A 14,671-nucleotide genomic window follows, 5' to 3' on the forward strand; every position below is an offset into this window, starting at 1 on the left:
CAATGAATTCTGCACAATTAGTCTTCCTGTTGATCGTCTTCGCCATTGTTTGCGCGTTGGCCTGGCTGGCGATGATGCTGTTCGCGCCGGTCGCACTGCGTACCCGCCTGCGCCGCTTCAGCGGCAAATCCGAGGCCACCGCGCTCGAATCGGATGGATGGGTCGAGCGCGTCGCCAAGGCCACCCAGCCGCTGATGAAACTGTCGGTGCCGGAAGAGGGCTGGGAAAACTCGGCGCTGCGTACCCGCTTCATGAATGCCGGCTGGCGTACCCCAGTCGCACCGACCCTGTTCTTCGCGTCGAAAACCGCGCTGGCGCTGGCCGGGCCGGCGACCGTCGGCGTGCTCGTCGCAGCCTCGGTCATCATGCTCGCGGGGAGCAAGCTGCTGTTGCTGTTGCTGCTGACGGCCACGGTCGGTTACTACCTGCCGAACGTCGCTTTGAACCGCATCGTGCGTCGCCGCAAGCGCGAAATCTTCGAAACGCTCCCTGATGCACTCGATTTGCTGACCGTCTGCGTCGAGGCCGGTTTGAGCCTGGAACGCGCCTTCGTCAAGGTCGCCGGCGAGATTCATATTAAAAGCGTGACGCTGGCGCAGGAATTGCAGCTCGTGCTGATGGAAATGCGCGCAGGCTTTAGCAAGGAAAAGGCCCTGCGTAACTTCGCCCTGCGCAGTGGCGTGGACGATATCGATACGCTGGTGGCCATGCTGATCCAGTCCGAACGCTTCGGCACCAGTGTCGGCGATTCGCTGCGCGTCTATTCCGAAAACCTGCGTACCAAACGCCGCATGCTGGCCGAGGAATGCGCGGCCAAGATCGGACTGAAACTGCTGTTTCCCCTTATTTTCTGCATTTTTCCAACGCTGCTGATGGTGCTGTTAGGACCGGCGGTCATGCAGCTGACCCGCACATTGGGTGCACTCAGCGGCACAGAATGATTCGATAGGAGTATGACGATGTCTACCTGCATGATGCTCAAGAAAATGTCGATCCTGTGCGCCGGCACGCTGCTGATTGCCTGCGCCGATGTCGGGCGCCATCCCGAGCGGGCGCGGCAGATCGACGTCGACCTCGCCTACGACGGCGCCCGCCAGCATCACCTCGCCGGCCGCTACGAGGAGGCCATCGCCGCCTACCGCACGGTGCTGGCAACGGCGCCGCACCACGTGCGTGCGCGCAACGCGCTGGCTGCGGCCTACGCGCGGCAGGGTGACTTCGCCCAGGCCATCCCGATCTGGCGCGCCCTGACCGACGAACTCGCCGCAGGTGCCGGACCGGAGGCCGCCTACCTGTTTACCAACCTCGGCTATGCCTACCTGCTGGGCGGAGACTACCAGCAGGCCGTTGCCACGCTGGAGCGGGCCTGTGTGCTCGATCCGCTCGATCACCGCGCCTGGCACAACCTGGGCGAATCGCTGCGCCACCTCGGCCAGTTCGAGCGTGCCGATGCGATGCTGCGCCAGGCCAAGACCCTGCGCGAGCACAACTTCCAAAGCGACCATGCTGCCGTCGGCGGCACAGCCGTGGCGGCGATCGAAGCGGCCGTCGCCATGCCGGCGCGTCCCGACCCTGGCTGGGCCGTGACCGAAGTGCGCACCGCCGCCGACGGTACGCTCGAACTGCTGCGCGTGCCGTCGCAGCAGGCCGTTGCCGCCTTGCCGCCGCGCGAACCGGTTCCGCTGGCGCCAGCTGAAAGGCGGCCCGCCCTGGTCTTGCTCGAAATTCGTAATGGAAATGGCGTGGTCGGGATGGCGCGTGCACTCTCGCGCCAGTTCAAGGACGACCAGCTACAGGTCACGCGCCTGAGCAACGCAAAGGGATTTAATGTGCGCCGCACGCGCATCGAGCACGGCGCCGATTTCCGCGAGGCCGCCGAACGGCTGGCCGAACGTCTTGCCGGAAGCTTCGACAAAGTCCAGGTAGTGCAAGTCGACACATGCAAGCCGACCGACATGCGCCTGATCCTCGGCCGCGATCTCGGCAAGGGAACGCTCACGCTGCGGCCGGCATCCGAACAGGGGCAAAGCTATGCGGCTGCACAATCGGCGCCGTCAGCGCCCTGACACAGCCCCATAGGCACGTTTGTTCCGTATCAAACCCTGGCGACAAAGGAACCCGAAAATGAGGCCTTATCACCTCATTTCACGGGAGTGTTGCCATGAGCATTGCACAGCGTTTCACTGCCATCCTCGCCGCCTGCATGGTTTTCATGCTGGCCGGTTGCGCGGCAACCGGCACGAGCCGGGGCACGGGCGAGTACGTCGACGACGCCGTCATCACCAGCAAGGTCAAGGCAGCCCTGGCCGCCGATCCCGTCGTCAAGGCCACCGAGGTTCAGGTGGAGACCTTCCGGGGCACGGTGCAACTGAGCGGCTTCGTCGACTCGCGCGAGAGCGCCCAGAAGGCGGCCCAGATCGCGCGCGAGGTCAAAGGGGTCAAGGAAGTACGCAACAACACGCTCCTGAGGTAGCGCGGGCCTAGCGCCAGTTCACCCGGCCCAGGCCACCAGTGGTGGCGTTACGCCGCGCGGGCTTGCCATATACGGTCGCCGATCCCATGCCGCTCAGGTTGACGTCAACCGCTGCGCTGGCATGCACGGTGGCGCCGCCAAGGCCGCTCATGTCGAGGTCGACGATTTCGGCGCGCAGCTTCTCGGCGTCCAGGTTGCCGACGCCAGCGAGCGTCGCATGCAAGGTGCGCGTCTGGCCCGTCACGGCCATTTGGCCTGCACCGCGCAGCGCCAGGTCCATCCGTTCCGCTTTTGCCGCGTCGATCGTGAGGCTGCCGGCGCCGCCGAGACGGGCATCGATGTGGCGGTAATTGCCGGCCAGCGTCACGCTCCCCGCGCCGTCGAGGGCAAGCACGATCTTGTCTCCGCCAAAACCGCTGACCGTGCTGGCCCCGACACCCTCCGACACGAACTCGGTCAGGTTCGGCACGGTGAGCTCGGCGCGCAAGCGCGGGTTGCGCTTGCCGGCGTTCCAGTTGTTGCGGCGTTCGGTGTCGATCTCCAGCGTTTCGCCGCGCTGGCGCGTTGTGACGCGTGCAATGTCGTCCCGTTCGCCTGCGAGCACGAGCGATGGGCTGCCACCCTGGCGCACAACGAGGTCGACCACACCGTCCAGCTTGACCCGGGTCACGCGCGCATCGACCGTACGCGTTTCGCGCACGATATCGGCCGCCAGGGCAGCGCCCGCGGTGAGGGTCAAGGCCGTGGCCAGCAGGGTGGTGCGGAACAGATTGTTCATGGTCGTCTCCGTGATCGTGGTGTGCTGGCACTATAGATCCGTGACCGGCGCCAGGCGCGGGCTCTGCGACGGGCTGCACAATAGGCGGCATAAAACGTGGAAACGGCGATGGAACGCCGCCAGGCTCGGCGTCAATAGTGCCGATTTACCTGGCCGAGTCGATAGCGGACGTGGGAAACTCGAGTGCCGCCAGTTGCCAGCTCCACAGGCCGGTACGGTTCAGGATGAAGCGGCCCGTATCGCTGCCCGGCTGGTAGATCGCGACCCTGCTCCAGGTCTGGTAGGCGACTGCATAATCGGCGCTTTCCGATTGCGTCCTTGCCTGCTCCTGGGGCGGATTCTCTGCGGGCGGGCCCGGCAAGGGCCGGAGCCTGCCCGATTCAAACATCGCCATCACGCCCGCCGGAGAAACCGCAGCATCGATGATCGGGTTGATCAGGGCCGCACCCATCATCTTGCCAATGCCGGCAAACGGGCTGTCCTCCAGGCCGCGGCTCGACAACCGCTGGTTCATCGCGGCCAGCACCTGTCCTTTGACACTCGCGCGCAAAGCCGGGAAGTCGACGTAGCTGGAAAAACGCTCGGCGTCCTTTTCGGCAATGGCCGTGTTCATGCGGTGCAAGGTCCAATACGGACTCGCATAGCTGGTCAGGGCAAGGACCGCAGCGAGCGTGCCTGCCGCACCGAGGGCATGACGTCGTTTCATCGTGTATTCACCCCAGAATGTTGATCGCATCGGTTTGACCAGTGTAGCCGGCCAAGCATCTGTTCCGGTTTGACGGCGGGTGCCCGCTGTTTCCTCGCGGTTAAAGCAAAAAAGCCCAGCCGGGTAGGCTGGGCTTTTAGCGCATGCTGCTTGCTGCTGTTGGTGCCGGCTGCCGGTTTCGAACTGGCCACCTGATGATTACAAATCAACTGCTCTACCAAATGAGCTAAGCCGGCGTAATCTGTACGGCAGGAATTATAACGCTATTTAATCCGGGTCAGTGTCGGGCGGCCGCCTTTTTTAGGCGGGTCCGTGTCGTCGTCGGGCGAATGCGACAGCGTTGCCGTGGCGGCGTCGTTGGTCCCGCCGGGCACGGCCGACAAGCCTGGCGCGCTCGCCGGTTCTGCCTCTGGCGCCGGCATCTCGGCTGCCGTGGTGCTGACCTCGAAGGCCATGCCCTGGCCGTTTTCGTTGGCGTAGATCGCCAGTACGTTATGCACCGGCACATAGATCTCGCGCGACACGCCGGCGAAGCGGGCACGGAACTGGATCGCCTCGTTGTCCATTTTCAGCCCCGAGGTGGCGCCGTAGCTGATGTTGAGGATGATCTCGCCCTTCCTGACGTATTCCATCGGAACCGTCGTGGCCGCGTCGACCTTCACGGCGAGGTACGGCGTGAAACCGCTGTCGGTGCACCATTCGTAGATGGCGCGCAGCAGGTAGGGCTTGGTGGAGATGTCAGGCATGTGCAAATGAGAGTAACAATAATCCGTTGATGGGCCGGCAAACGGATGCGCCGCCGCATTCGGCGCGGCGCGGGTGGAGCTGCCGCGCGTAGCCTGGGTGCAGCGGCCAGCTACGCGAGGCGCCAGTTTACTGCGAATTGTCAAACGACGTCGCAATACCGGCGCAAGGAAGAGAGACCAGGGCGAGTGCGCGGAGCCGGGCGAGGCCGGGCCCCAGCGCATTCGCTTCCGGTCGCCGCCGTTAACGGCGCATGACCTTTTCCGACGGGGTCAGCGCTTCGATGTAGGCAGGGCGCGAGAAGATGCGCTCGGCGTACTTCATCAGTGGCGCGGCCGTCTTCGACAGTTCGATACCGTAGTGGTCCAGGCGCCACAGCAGCGGCGCAATCGCCACGTCCAGCATCGAGAACTCGTCGCCCAGCATGTACTTGTTCTTCAGGAACAGCGGGGCCAGCGTCGTCAGGCGGTCGCGGATTTCGGCGCGCGCCTTGTCGTGGGCCTTTTCGTTCGTCTTGTTGCGGTCGCTTTCGAGGACGTGCACGTGGACGAACAGTTCCTTCTCGAAGTTGAACAGCATCAGGCGCGCGCGGGCACGCATCAGCGGGTCGGCCGGCATCAGCTGCGGGTGCGGGAAGCGCTCGTCGATGTACTCGTTGATGATGTTCGACTCGTACAGGATCAGTTCACGCTCGACCAGGATCGGGACTTGGCCGTAGGGGTTCATCGTCGAGATGTCTTCCGGCTTGTTGAACAGGTCGACGTCACGCACCTCGAAATCCATGCCTTTTTCGAACAGGACCAGGCGGCAGCGTTGGGAGAACGGGCACGTGGTGCCGGAGTAGAGAACCATCATGGTGGGTCGTTCCTTAAGAAACAAAGGGGTGAAGCGCCGAGCGACTCACCCCGAAAAAATAATTGCCCATATTATAGCCAAGCGGGCAATGAAAACGAATTACTTCAGATCTTTCCAGTAAGAGGCGTTCAAGCGCCAGGCCAGGAAGGCAAAGATCGACAGGAAAATCAACACGATAGCACCGAGCTTCTTGCGCGTCCCTTGCGCTGGCTCAGCCATCCAACTCAGGTAGGCAACCAGGTCGGCCGTCGCCGTGTCGAACTCGGTTGCCGTCATGGTGCCCGGCGCCACCTGCTCGAAGCCGGCGAACTTGTGGATCGTCTTGCTGGCGTCGTGCGGATCCGGGGTGTCGACCATCTTGACCGTGCGCACGCCCTGCAGTTGCCACATTGCGTGCGGCATCGCCACGTTCGGCACCACCAGGTTGTTCCAGCCGGTCGGGCGCTCGTCGTCCTTGTAGAAGGTGCGCAGGTAGGTGTACAGGTAATCGGCGCCCGAGCCTGCCGGCGACGACTTGGCCCGTGCAATCACCGACAGGTCCGGCGGCACCGCCCCGAACCAGGCCTTGGCGTCGGCCGGGCGCAGCGCCGTCGTCATCATCTCGCCGACCTTGTCTGCCGAGAACAACAGGTTGTTCTTGATCTGCTCATCCGTGAGGCCGAGATCGCGCAGGCGATTGTAGCGCATCGACGATGCCGAATGGCAGTTCAGGCAGTAGTTGACGAACAGCTTGGCGCCGTTTTGCAGCGACACCATGTCGCTGCGCTCCGGTGCGCGGTCGAGCGGGAAAGTGCCTTCGGCCGCAAATGCCAGCCCCGGCACCAGCGCCAGGACCGCGATCAGTTTCTTCGTGAAGTTCATGGTTGTCCTTAAGCTCGGTTCCGGTGGCGATCAATGCGGGGTGAAGGTCACGCGCGTCGGTACCGGCTTGAAGCGGCCGGCCGTGCTCCACCATGGCATGAGGAGGAAGAAGCTGAAGTACAACAGCGTGCACACCTGGGAAATGATGGTGTACGCCGGCGTCGGCAGCTGGGTACCGAGGTAGCCCAGGGCCAGGAAGGTCAGGCCGAACAGGGCCAGGACCCACTTGTGCCAGTTCGGACGGTAGCGGATCGAGCGCGCCGGCGAGTGGTCGAGCCACGGCAGGAAGCCGATGATCACCACCGACGCGCCGAACAGCACCACGCCCCAGAATTTCGCTTCCAGCACCTGCGGCAGCATGCCGATGATCAGGACCAGCGCGATGACGGCGATCGTGACCTTGGCCTTGAACGACAGGCGCGATTTCATCCAGATGAACACGACGTACAGCGCGATCGCCGCCATCAGCACATACATGAAGTCGGCCGTGGTGGCGCGCAGCACCGAGTAGAACGGCGTGAAATACCAGGTCGGCGCGATGTGGTTCGGCGTCTTCATCGAATCGGCCGGGATGAAGTTGTTGTACTCCAGGAAGTAGCCGCCCATTTCCGGCGCGAAGAACACGACCGCCGAGAAGATCAGCAGGAACATCGAGACGCCGAACAAGTCCTTGGTCGTGTAGTACGGATGCGACGGAATCGCATCGACCGGGTGGCCATCGGCGCCGATCGTGTTTTTGACTTCGATGCCATCCGGATTGTTCGAGCCGACTTCGTGCAGTGCGATCAGGTGCGCCGCGACCAGGCCCAGCAGCACCAGCGGCAGGGCGATGACGTGGAAGGCGAAGAAGCGGTTCAGGGTCGCGTCCGACACGACGTAATCGCCGCGGATCCACAGCGACAGGTCCGGTCCGATCACGGGGATGGCGCCGAACAGGTTGACGATCACCTGGGCGCCCCAGTACGACATCTGGCCCCATGGCAGCAGGTAGCCGAAGAAGGCTTCCGCCATCAGGCACAGGAAGATCGCGAAACCGAAGAGCCAGATCAATTCGCGCGGCTTGCGGTAGGAACCGTAGAGCAGGGCGCGGGTCATATGCAGGTAGACCACGATGAAGAACGCCGAAGCGCCGGTCGAGTGCATGTAGCGCACCAGCCAGCCCCAGGGTACTTCACGCATGATGTATTCGACGCTGCCGAAGGCCAGGTTGGCGTCCGGTTTGTAGTGCATCGTCAAAAAGATGCCGGTCACGATCTGCAGCACCAGGATCAGCATCGCAAGCGAGCCGAACAGGTACCAGATATTGAAGTTTTTCGGGGCGTAGTACTTGCCCCACTGGTCGTTCCAGAGTTTCGACAGCGGGAAGCGGTCGTCGACCCAGGCCAGCGCCTTGTGGCCCGCCGGTGCGTTGTCCGGCAGTTTCGTTTCCTTGAATGCGGCGCCCATGTTATGCCTCGCCTTTCTCGTCTTTGCCGATCACGATCTTGTTGTCGGACAGGTACATGTACGGCGGGATGTCCATGTTCGTCGGCGCCGGCTTGTTCTTGAACACACGGCCGGCCAGGTCGAAGGTCGACCCGTGGCAAGGGCACAGGAAGCCGCCATGCCAGTTATCCGGCAGGTTCGGCTGCGGGCCTTCGCTCAGGCGCGAAGAGGGCGAGCAGCCCAGGTGCGAGCAGATGCCCACGGTGACGAGCACTTCCTTGTGCTCGGGCCGGGCGCGGAATTCGTTCTTCGCGTACTCCGGCATGTCGAGCTGGAAGACTTTTTCGGAGTTGGGATCGGCCACCAGGCTGTCATTCTTCGGCAGGCTGGCCAGCATTTCCGGGGTGCGGCGCAAAATCCACACCGGCTTGCCGCGCCATTCCACCACCTTCATCTCGCCCGGCTTGACGTCGGAGATATCCACTTCCACCGGAGCGCCGGCAGCCTTGGCCCGCTCGGACGGTTGGAACGTACTGACCAATGCACCTGCCGTGGCCACACCGACTACCCCACCCGCCGCGCATGTCGCGACGAGCAAGCCGCGTCGGCCTGAATCGACCTGCTTTTCATTACTCATACCCAACCCCACTCCGTGAAATTACGAATCTAGAGAATCAATCAAGAGCTTGCAGCAACACAAAATTATATGTGAATGGCAATCTTTATTGGAGAAAAATGTTTGAGTGTGCATTAACTGTGGCATGGACCTGCCTCCCGGACCATTTAAAACCTGCAAAAGCGCTGCCGCCGCGGGCCGGATCAGCGCGCACCGGTGCTTGTCGCGCGCGCGAACCGGGCAGCAATACAACGCAAGGAGCGCTTGTGCGAACATGCGTTGAGGGTTGCGGTATCATCACATTAGCTATTTTGCTAACTCAGGGGTCGCCATGTCGATGATGAATGAATTCAGGCAGTTTGCCATGCGTGGCAATGTGGTCGACCTTGCGGTTGGCGTGATCATTGGCGGGGCCTTCGGGCGCATCGTCGATTCGCTGGTGCAAGATGTCATCATGCCGCCGATCGGCCGGCTGTTCGGCGGACTCGATTTTGCCAATTATTATATTCCCCTGAATGGACAGGCTACCGGCATGGCGCTGGCGGAAGCCAAAAAAGCCGGCGCCGTTATTGCGTACGGTAACTTCCTGACGATTTTGCTGAATTTCATCATCCTCGCTTTCATCATTTTCCAGATGGTGCGCCTGATGAACCGGCTGCGCCAGCGCGTCCTGCCTGCGGATGAGGCGAAAGCGCCTGCCACCCCGGAAGACGTGGTCCTGCTGCGTGAAATCCGCGATGCCTTGACACATAAAAAGTGAAAGATGACCTGATCGTTACCCGCCCGAGCGCGGCGCGCCGCCTCTGGCTGCTGTTCGCCCAAGTGGTGACTGTCGCGCTCGCCCTGTATTTCGTGGTGGCGGCGCTCCAGCCCGACTGGCTGGGGCGCTCGCCGGTCCAGGTGCCGGTGGGCCCCGGCGCGCGTACGGTGCCCGTGCTGCAGGGGCAGGCGGGCCCGCCGGCGGCCAGCTACCGCGACGCCGCCGGCCGCGCGATGCCGGCGGTGGTCAATATCCTCACCAGCAAGGCCTCGCGTGAAGCCCATCCGATCCTGAAAGATCCCTTTTTCCGACGTTTCTTCGGCGACCGCCTGCCGCCCGAAGAGCAGCTCTCGAGCCTCGGTTCCGGCGTCATCGTCAGCAGCGAGGGGTACATCATCACCAACTTCCACGTGGTCGAAGGGGCCGACCAGATCGAGGTCGGCCTGGCCGACGGCCGCAAGGCCTCGGCCCGCATCGTCGGCACCGATCCGGAAACCGACCTGGCCGTGATCCGCATCGGCGAACGCAACCTGCCGGTGATGGTGCTCGGCGAGCCCGACCAGGCGCGCGTCGGCGACGTCGTGCTGGCGATCGGCAACCCCTTCGGCGTCGGCCAGACCGTGACGATGGGCATCATCTCGGCCCTGGGCCGCAACAACCTGCACATCAACCACTTCGAAAATTTTATCCAGACCGATGCTGCCATCAACTTCGGCAATTCGGGTGGCGCGCTGGTCGACATCCACGGCAACCTGCTCGGCATCAATTCGGCGATTTATTCCCAGACCGGCGGCTCGATCGGCATCGGCTTCGCCATTCCCGTCTCGACCGCACGCACCGTGCTCGAATCGATCATCAAGCACGGGCAAGTGGTGCGCGGCTGGATCGGCATCGAGTCGCAGGACATCACGCCCGAGCTGGCCGACAGTTTCGGGCTGGGACGCAAGAGCGGCGCCATCATCGCCGGCGTCGTACGCAACGGCCCGGCCGACCGTGCCGGCGTGCGCCCCGGCGACATCCTGCTGGCGGTCGAGGGCAAGGCCGTGGCCAATACCGGCGAAATGCTCAACCTCATCGCCCAGCTGGCGCCCGGCGCCAAGGCCAAATTGAAACTGATGCGCCAGAATCGCGAATCGACGGTCGATGTGACCGTCGGCAAGCGTCCGCGCCCCAAACCCTGATTATTTTTTGGACTTTCCATGCATCTGCGTGACCTGACGCAATTCCTTGCCGAACTGAGCGAAAACAATACCCGTCCCTGGTTCATCATGAACAAACCGCGCTACGACATCCTGCGCGAAGAGTTCCTCGAGGTCGTTACCGAATTGATCCGCGAATTGTCCTGTTTCGACCGGCAAATCGCCGCCGTCGATCCGAAAAAGGCAATGTTCCGCATCAACCGCGACATCCGCTTCTCGAACGACAAGACCCCTTATAAAACGCGCTTTTCGGCCGGGATCACGCCGAACAACCGGCGCCGTCCGAGCGAAGGCGGCGGATCGACCTATTACTTCCAGATCGACGGCAATGGTACGTTGGGTATCGGTGCCGGCGAATACCTGCCGCCACCCGCGCGCCTGAAAGCGATCCGCGAACACGTGGTCAACGATGCGACAGGTTTCGCAAAAATGTTAAAGAATAAACACCTGCGCGCGACCTACGGCGACCTGCTGGACGAAGACAAACTGCAGCGTCCGCCAAAAGGTTTCGATCCTGCGCACCCGCACATCGAACACATCAAGCTCAAAAGCTTTTTCGTGTGGACCGAATTGCCGCTGAAGGTAAACGATCCGGACGAGCTGGTGCCGCGGCTGGCGCGCGGATTTCAGGACGCCTTCGCGCTCGTGACCTGGCTGCGCGGAGTGCCCCACACTAACGACGAAGAGTAAAGTCAAAGGAGGCGACATGGCCTTGCAACACGCAGCATCGGGTGAACGGATCGCCTTGCACCGGGGCGAAGACGATATCGCGAATTTCACGTCGATTGCCCTGGCGAAGACCGAGCACATGGAACTGATCCGGCTGGTCGTCACGACCGACAAGCCGATGCCCGAGCACCGGGTCGAGGGCGAAATGACGCTCCTGTGCCTGGAAGGCGAAATCGCCTTCGACGCCCACGGCCGCACAATCGTGCTGCGCCCGAACGAGATGGTCTACCTGGCCGGCGGCGAACCGCATGCGATCCGCGCCAACCAGGATGCGGTGGCCCTCATGACGATCTTGTTGGGTCCGGTGCGGACCGGCGGGCCGACCCGGGATCCGCGCGGGCAGGGGAACTGATTCAAGGCTGCGCCGGCCAAGAGCGGGCGCCGGCGCGCCCGCTCTTATATTAAAACTAAAACGAATGCGCCACCCTACGCTAACTCATCGCGCGGATCGCGCGCCAGCAACTGTTTCGCCATCTCGGCGGCATCGTAGCCGTCAAACAGCACCGCCGCCACCGCATCGGTAATCGGCATCTCCACACCCAGCTTCGCGGCCAGCTCGCGCACTGCCTTCGAGCACGGCACGCCCTCGGCCACATGGCCCAGTTCGGCCACGATGGTGGCGAGCGGCTTGCCCTGGGCCAGCGCCAGGCCTACGCGGCGGTTGCGCGACAGGTCGCCAGTGCAGGTCAGGATCAGGTCGCCCATCCCCGTCAATCCCATGAAGGTGCCGGCACGCCCGCCGAGCGCCGTGCCGAGACGGGTGATTTCGGCCAGTCCGCGCGTGATCAGGGCCGCGCGCGCATTCAGTCCGAGCCCGAGGCCGTCGGCAGTGCCGGTGGCGATCGCCAGCACGTTTTTCACCGCGCCGCCCACTTCCACGCCGATCAGGTCGTCGCAGGCGTAGACGCGCAGGTTGCCGCCGTGTATCGCGGCGACCACGCGGTCGCGCAGCTCGGCGGAGTCGGATGCGACCGTCAGCGCGCATGGCAGGCCGCGCGCCACTTCCTGGGCGAAGGACGGGCCCGACAGCGCAGCGCCGGGCACCTTCTCTCCCAGGATGTCGCGCACCACCTGGTGCGGCAGCAGGCCGGTGCCGTATTCGAAACCTTTACAGAGCCAGACCACGTTCGGAATGGCGCGGCCCTTTAATTGCTCGAGCAGGGGACGCAGCCCGGCCACCGGGCAAGCCGCAATCAGCAGAGCTTGTTCGTCTTCACGCGCGGCTTCGACATGCGCCAGCGCCGCCTCGAAGTCGGCCGTGACGCGCAAGGAGTCGGGCAGGGCTTGCCCCGGCAGGTAAGTCGTGTTTTCGCGCGCCGCGTCGGTAGCGGCCATTTGGGCCGGATTGCGGCCCCACAGCAGTACGTCGTTGCGCGCGGCCAGGGCGATGGCGACGGCGGTGCCCCAGGCACCCGCGCCCAGGACGGTAATCTTGTTCATGGTTATCAGTTCCTACATGGTTTGATTCAAATGCCCCACACTTCAAAGGCGCGGACAAAGCCGCCGATGCCGTCCTGGTGCCGGACCCGGACCCATTCGCCCGCCTGCGGATCCACCAGTTCCAGCAGCACGCCCTTGTCGGCGGTCATCAAGAGAGCCGCATTGTCGTCGGCGGCGGCGCGGACCCGCGCCTGTGGCGCCTTGACCACGACATGGCGCCGCGCGGACAAGCCTTTGGCTTCGGTCCAGGCCGTGTCGCCGTCGATGTCGCGCACCTTGACCCAGATACCGTAGCGGGAAAGGATCTCGACCGGCATGCCGGGCGGGGCGACGTAGCGCCGGGTGCTCCTGCTCGACGGCGCATCGTAGAGCACGACGGCGCTCTGGCCGACCGAGCGGAAATCGAAAGCGCCGGCAGGGCTGCCTGCCAGTGCCAGCAGCAGGCTGGCGAGTACCTTGGCAAACACGCGGGAGGCGGTCATGGCGCGCTGTCCGGATGCGGCAAGGCCGGACGCCGGGATGGGGCGCAACAGCGAAGGTCTAGGGGAGGAAAACAGAGCACCAGCGCCCGCCACGGAGGCGCGGCGCTGGTGATGGGCAACATGGTTGCTAGGTGATGCTTAGTTTGCCGGCGCTGCGGCGGCGGCTTCAGCCATTGCCTGGCGGCGCTGCTGGTAGAACACTTCGAAGTTGATCTCGGCCAGGTGCACTGGCGGGAAGCCGGCACGGGTGATCACGTCGGCAATGTTGCTACGCAGGTAAGGATAAACGATGTTCGGGCAGCCGATGCCGAGCAGCGGGTCCATCTGGTCGGCAGGGATGTTGCGTGCTTCGAAGATGCCGCCTTGCTTGCCTTCGACCAGGAAAGCGACCTTGTCCTTGACCTTGGCGGTCACAGTGATCGTCACGGTCGACTCGTAGATGCCATCGGCGATCGCTTCGGCGCCGACGTCGAGCGAGACTTCGATCGTCGGAGCTTCTTGCTCGAGGAAGATGGCCGGGGAATTCGGCTGTTCCAGCGACATGTCTTTCAGGTAGACGCGTTGGATTTGGAATACTGGTTGCAGGTTTTCGTCAGACATGGAACGCTTTCGTTGTGAAGTAGAGGGGATGGCAAAGCGCCGCCCCCGATGGGCTTGGCGTCAAACGCAACGGCAATTGTATCAAAATCAATTTGGATGCAATAGCGGTTTGACCACGGTCCCCTGAAGGCAGTTCGGCGGGGTCGGGCAGGCCGCCTGGCCCACCCATGGAATACGAGGCGAAACCGGGCAGCGGCGCGCAGCGCGCCCGTGCGGCCGCGGTTTTTTTATTCGCCCTTGAGCATCGGGTCGAGGCGGCCGGCCTGGTCGAGCGCATATAAATCGTCGAAGCCGCCGACGTGGGTCTCGCCCACATAGATTTGCGGCACGGTACGGCGGCCCGTCTTTTGCATCATGATCTGGCGCTGTTCCGGGTCGAGGTCGACGCGGATGCGTTCGATGTCGGTCACGCCCTTCGCTTCGAGCAGGCGCTCGGCGCGCACGCAATAAGGGCAGCTGGCGGTATGGTAGAGCACAACATGAGCGGTCATCGTTTTTCCTTCCTGTCTTGATTTACTTGGTCACCGGCAAACCGGCAGCGGTCCAGGCCGTCATGCCGCCTTCCAGGCCGAGCGCGTCTTCGAAGCCGGCAGCCTTGAGCTGGCGCACGGCCTTGTCCGAACGGGTGCCAGCCTGGCAAACGACGACGATGGTGCGGGTTTTCGACTTCTCCAGTTCGCCGATCCGATTGCCCAAGTCTGCCAGCGGAATGTTTTTTGCGTCGCGCACATGACCAGCGGCAAATTCGTCGGCGCTGCGCACGTCGATCAGCGTGGTCTTGCCGCGGTTGATGAGCTGGGTAACTTGCAGCGGCGTCGCGCGCCGGCCGCGCGGCGCCAGGGCTGGCCACAGCAGTGCACCACCGGAAACAGCGGCAAGTGCGACGAAGAGGATATTATCGAGGATGAATTTCACAAGGCTTCCAATGGTTGAACTCAATCCGCCCATTATAAAATAGAAGCCGGACAGGAATATTTTTTGGGATAGCGAGAGGCGGCCGCAG

General features: G+C 63.2%; 19 protein-coding genes and 1 tRNA gene. 7 read left to right on the forward strand and 13 right to left on the reverse strand.

The features are described from left to right. The first annotated feature begins 2 nt into the window (after nt 1-2). The 3 genes from ACFPAH_RS02305 to ACFPAH_RS02315 all read left to right on the forward strand — a co-directional run bounded on the left by ACFPAH_RS02305 (nt 3) and on the right by ACFPAH_RS02315 (nt 2,473). Nucleotides 3-941: a type II secretion system F family protein gene (locus ACFPAH_RS02305; protein ID WP_379740016.1), complete on the forward strand. Its 939-nt coding sequence runs from the start codon at nt 3-5 to the stop codon at nt 939-941. Between the two features lie 18 nt (nt 942-959). Continuing rightward, entirely contained in the window at nt 960-2,066 is a 1,107-nt protein-coding gene (locus tag ACFPAH_RS02310) for a tetratricopeptide repeat protein (protein WP_379740019.1), read from the forward strand. Nucleotides 2,067-2,161: 95 nt separating this feature from the next. After that, entirely contained in the window at nt 2,162-2,473 is a 312-nt protein-coding gene (locus tag ACFPAH_RS02315; protein WP_379740022.1) for a BON domain-containing protein, read from the forward strand. A gap of 7 nt (nt 2,474-2,480) precedes the next feature. On the opposite strand, the gene ACFPAH_RS02320 is transcribed toward ACFPAH_RS02315, so the two are convergent. The 8 genes from ACFPAH_RS02320 to petA form a co-directional block, all read right to left on the reverse strand. Next, on the reverse strand, nt 2,481-3,251 hold the full coding sequence (locus tag ACFPAH_RS02320; RefSeq protein WP_379740025.1) for a GIN domain-containing protein: 771 nt from the start codon (nt 3,249-3,251) through the stop codon (nt 2,481-2,483). Nucleotides 3,252-3,396: 145 nt separating this feature from the next. Further along, nucleotides 3,397-3,987, reverse strand: coding sequence for a DUF2939 domain-containing protein (locus tag ACFPAH_RS02325; RefSeq protein WP_379740028.1), 591 nt, complete (start codon nt 3,985-3,987; stop codon nt 3,397-3,399). A 130-nt stretch (nt 3,988-4,117) separates the two neighbouring features. After that, nucleotides 4,118-4,193 (reverse strand) — tRNA-Thr (locus ACFPAH_RS02330). Between the two features lie 27 nt (nt 4,194-4,220). Further along, nucleotides 4,221-4,703, reverse strand: a complete 483-nt coding sequence (locus ACFPAH_RS02335) for a ClpXP protease specificity-enhancing factor (protein WP_379740031.1) — start codon at nt 4,701-4,703, stop codon at nt 4,221-4,223. A 241-nt stretch (nt 4,704-4,944) separates the two neighbouring features. Beyond that, nucleotides 4,945-5,556, reverse strand: coding sequence for a glutathione S-transferase N-terminal domain-containing protein (locus ACFPAH_RS02340; protein ID WP_056342583.1), 612 nt, complete (start codon nt 5,554-5,556; stop codon nt 4,945-4,947). A 99-nt stretch (nt 5,557-5,655) separates the two neighbouring features. Then, entirely contained in the window at nt 5,656-6,417 is a 762-nt protein-coding gene (locus ACFPAH_RS02345; protein ID WP_379740034.1) for a cytochrome c1, read from the reverse strand. 30 nt (nt 6,418-6,447) lie between these two features. Next, on the reverse strand, nt 6,448-7,863 hold the full coding sequence (locus ACFPAH_RS02350; protein ID WP_379740037.1) for a cytochrome b: 1,416 nt from the start codon (nt 7,861-7,863) through the stop codon (nt 6,448-6,450). A gap of 1 nt (nt 7,864) precedes the next feature. Beyond that, nucleotides 7,865-8,479, reverse strand: coding sequence for a ubiquinol-cytochrome c reductase iron-sulfur subunit (gene petA, locus ACFPAH_RS02355; RefSeq protein ID WP_379740040.1), 615 nt, complete (start codon nt 8,477-8,479; stop codon nt 7,865-7,867). Between the two features lie 310 nt (nt 8,480-8,789). On the opposite strand from petA, the gene mscL reads away from it, so the two are divergent. Genes mscL through ACFPAH_RS02375 form a run of 4 tightly spaced genes read left to right on the forward strand, consistent with a single transcriptional unit; the run spans nt 8,790 to nt 11,498 of the window. Continuing rightward, nucleotides 8,790-9,218, forward strand: a complete 429-nt coding sequence (gene mscL / locus ACFPAH_RS02360) for a large conductance mechanosensitive channel protein MscL (protein WP_379740043.1) — start codon at nt 8,790-8,792, stop codon at nt 9,216-9,218. Beyond that, nucleotides 9,215-10,399 carry a Do family serine endopeptidase gene (locus ACFPAH_RS02365; protein ID WP_379740046.1) on the forward strand — a complete coding sequence of 395 codons (1,185 nt, stop codon included), beginning with the start codon at nt 9,215-9,217 and terminating at the stop codon, nt 10,397-10,399. The genes mscL and ACFPAH_RS02365 overlap by 4 nt, the downstream gene beginning before the upstream one ends. Nucleotides 10,400-10,417: 18 nt before the next feature. Next, nucleotides 10,418-11,107: a DUF2461 domain-containing protein gene (locus ACFPAH_RS02370; RefSeq protein ID WP_379740049.1), complete on the forward strand. Its 690-nt coding sequence runs from the start codon at nt 10,418-10,420 to the stop codon at nt 11,105-11,107. 16 nt (nt 11,108-11,123) lie between these two features. Continuing rightward, nucleotides 11,124-11,498, forward strand: a complete 375-nt coding sequence (locus ACFPAH_RS02375; protein WP_379740052.1) for a cupin domain-containing protein — start codon at nt 11,124-11,126, stop codon at nt 11,496-11,498. A 74-nt stretch (nt 11,499-11,572) separates the two neighbouring features. On the opposite strand, the gene ACFPAH_RS02380 is transcribed toward ACFPAH_RS02375, so the two are convergent. The 5 genes from ACFPAH_RS02380 to ACFPAH_RS02400 form a co-directional block, all read right to left on the reverse strand. After that, a complete protein-coding gene (locus ACFPAH_RS02380) occupies nt 11,573-12,586 on the reverse strand; it encodes an NAD(P)H-dependent glycerol-3-phosphate dehydrogenase (protein WP_379740055.1) in 1,014 nt (337 codons plus the stop codon). A gap of 26 nt (nt 12,587-12,612) precedes the next feature. Further along, nucleotides 12,613-13,068, reverse strand: coding sequence for an SH3 domain-containing protein (locus ACFPAH_RS02385; protein ID WP_379740058.1), 456 nt, complete (start codon nt 13,066-13,068; stop codon nt 12,613-12,615). A 138-nt stretch (nt 13,069-13,206) separates the two neighbouring features. Beyond that, a complete protein-coding gene (secB, locus tag ACFPAH_RS02390; protein ID WP_136221540.1) occupies nt 13,207-13,668 on the reverse strand; it encodes a protein-export chaperone SecB in 462 nt (153 codons plus the stop codon). Between the two features lie 227 nt (nt 13,669-13,895). Next, nucleotides 13,896-14,159 carry a glutaredoxin 3 gene (gene grxC, locus ACFPAH_RS02395; RefSeq protein WP_379740062.1) on the reverse strand — a complete coding sequence of 88 codons (264 nt, stop codon included), beginning with the start codon at nt 14,157-14,159 and terminating at the stop codon, nt 13,896-13,898. Nucleotides 14,160-14,181: 22 nt separating this feature from the next. Further along, on the reverse strand, nt 14,182-14,583 hold the full coding sequence (locus ACFPAH_RS02400) for a rhodanese-like domain-containing protein (RefSeq protein WP_379740237.1): 402 nt from the start codon (nt 14,581-14,583) through the stop codon (nt 14,182-14,184). Nucleotides 14,584-14,671 lie beyond the last annotated feature (88 nt).

The organism is Massilia sp. GCM10023247 (assembly GCF_042653325.1).
GTDB lineage: Bacteria > Pseudomonadota > Gammaproteobacteria > Burkholderiales > Burkholderiaceae_D > Telluria.

Bases quoted from the DNA above. Each gene is read 5' to 3' on its own strand.
- ACFPAH_RS02340 (WP_056342583.1), bottom strand. From the start codon at position 5,556: ATGATGGTTCTCTACTCCGGCACCACGTGCCCGTTCTCCCAACGCTGC.
- ACFPAH_RS02305 (WP_379740016.1), top strand. From the start codon at position 3: ATGAATTCTGCACAATTAGTCTTCCTGTTGATCGTCTTCGCCATTGTT.
- secB (WP_136221540.1), bottom strand. From the start codon at position 13,668: ATGTCTGACGAAAACCTGCAACCAGTATTCCAAATCCAACGCGTCTAC.
- ACFPAH_RS02325 (WP_379740028.1), bottom strand. From the start codon at position 3,987: ATGCGATCAACATTCTGGGGTGAATACACGATGAAACGACGTCATGCC.
- grxC (WP_379740062.1), bottom strand. From the start codon at position 14,159: ATGACCGCTCATGTTGTGCTCTACCATACCGCCAGCTGCCCTTATTGC.
- ACFPAH_RS02345 (WP_379740034.1), bottom strand. From the start codon at position 6,417: ATGAACTTCACGAAGAAACTGATCGCGGTCCTGGCGCTGGTGCCGGGG.
- ACFPAH_RS02335 (WP_379740031.1), bottom strand. From the start codon at position 4,703: ATGCCTGACATCTCCACCAAGCCCTACCTGCTGCGCGCCATCTACGAA.
- petA (WP_379740040.1), bottom strand. From the start codon at position 8,479: ATGAGTAATGAAAAGCAGGTCGATTCAGGCCGACGCGGCTTGCTCGTC.
- ACFPAH_RS02310 (WP_379740019.1), top strand. From the start codon at position 960: ATGTCTACCTGCATGATGCTCAAGAAAATGTCGATCCTGTGCGCCGGC.
- ACFPAH_RS02320 (WP_379740025.1), bottom strand. From the start codon at position 3,251: ATGAACAATCTGTTCCGCACCACCCTGCTGGCCACGGCCTTGACCCTC.
- mscL (WP_379740043.1), top strand. From the start codon at position 8,790: ATGTCGATGATGAATGAATTCAGGCAGTTTGCCATGCGTGGCAATGTG.
- ACFPAH_RS02315 (WP_379740022.1), top strand. From the start codon at position 2,162: ATGAGCATTGCACAGCGTTTCACTGCCATCCTCGCCGCCTGCATGGTT.
- ACFPAH_RS02370 (WP_379740049.1), top strand. From the start codon at position 10,418: ATGCATCTGCGTGACCTGACGCAATTCCTTGCCGAACTGAGCGAAAAC.
- ACFPAH_RS02375 (WP_379740052.1), top strand. From the start codon at position 11,124: ATGGCCTTGCAACACGCAGCATCGGGTGAACGGATCGCCTTGCACCGG.
- ACFPAH_RS02350 (WP_379740037.1), bottom strand. From the start codon at position 7,863: ATGGGCGCCGCATTCAAGGAAACGAAACTGCCGGACAACGCACCGGCG.
- ACFPAH_RS02385 (WP_379740058.1), bottom strand. From the start codon at position 13,068: ATGACCGCCTCCCGCGTGTTTGCCAAGGTACTCGCCAGCCTGCTGCTG.
- ACFPAH_RS02380 (WP_379740055.1), bottom strand. From the start codon at position 12,586: ATGAACAAGATTACCGTCCTGGGCGCGGGTGCCTGGGGCACCGCCGTC.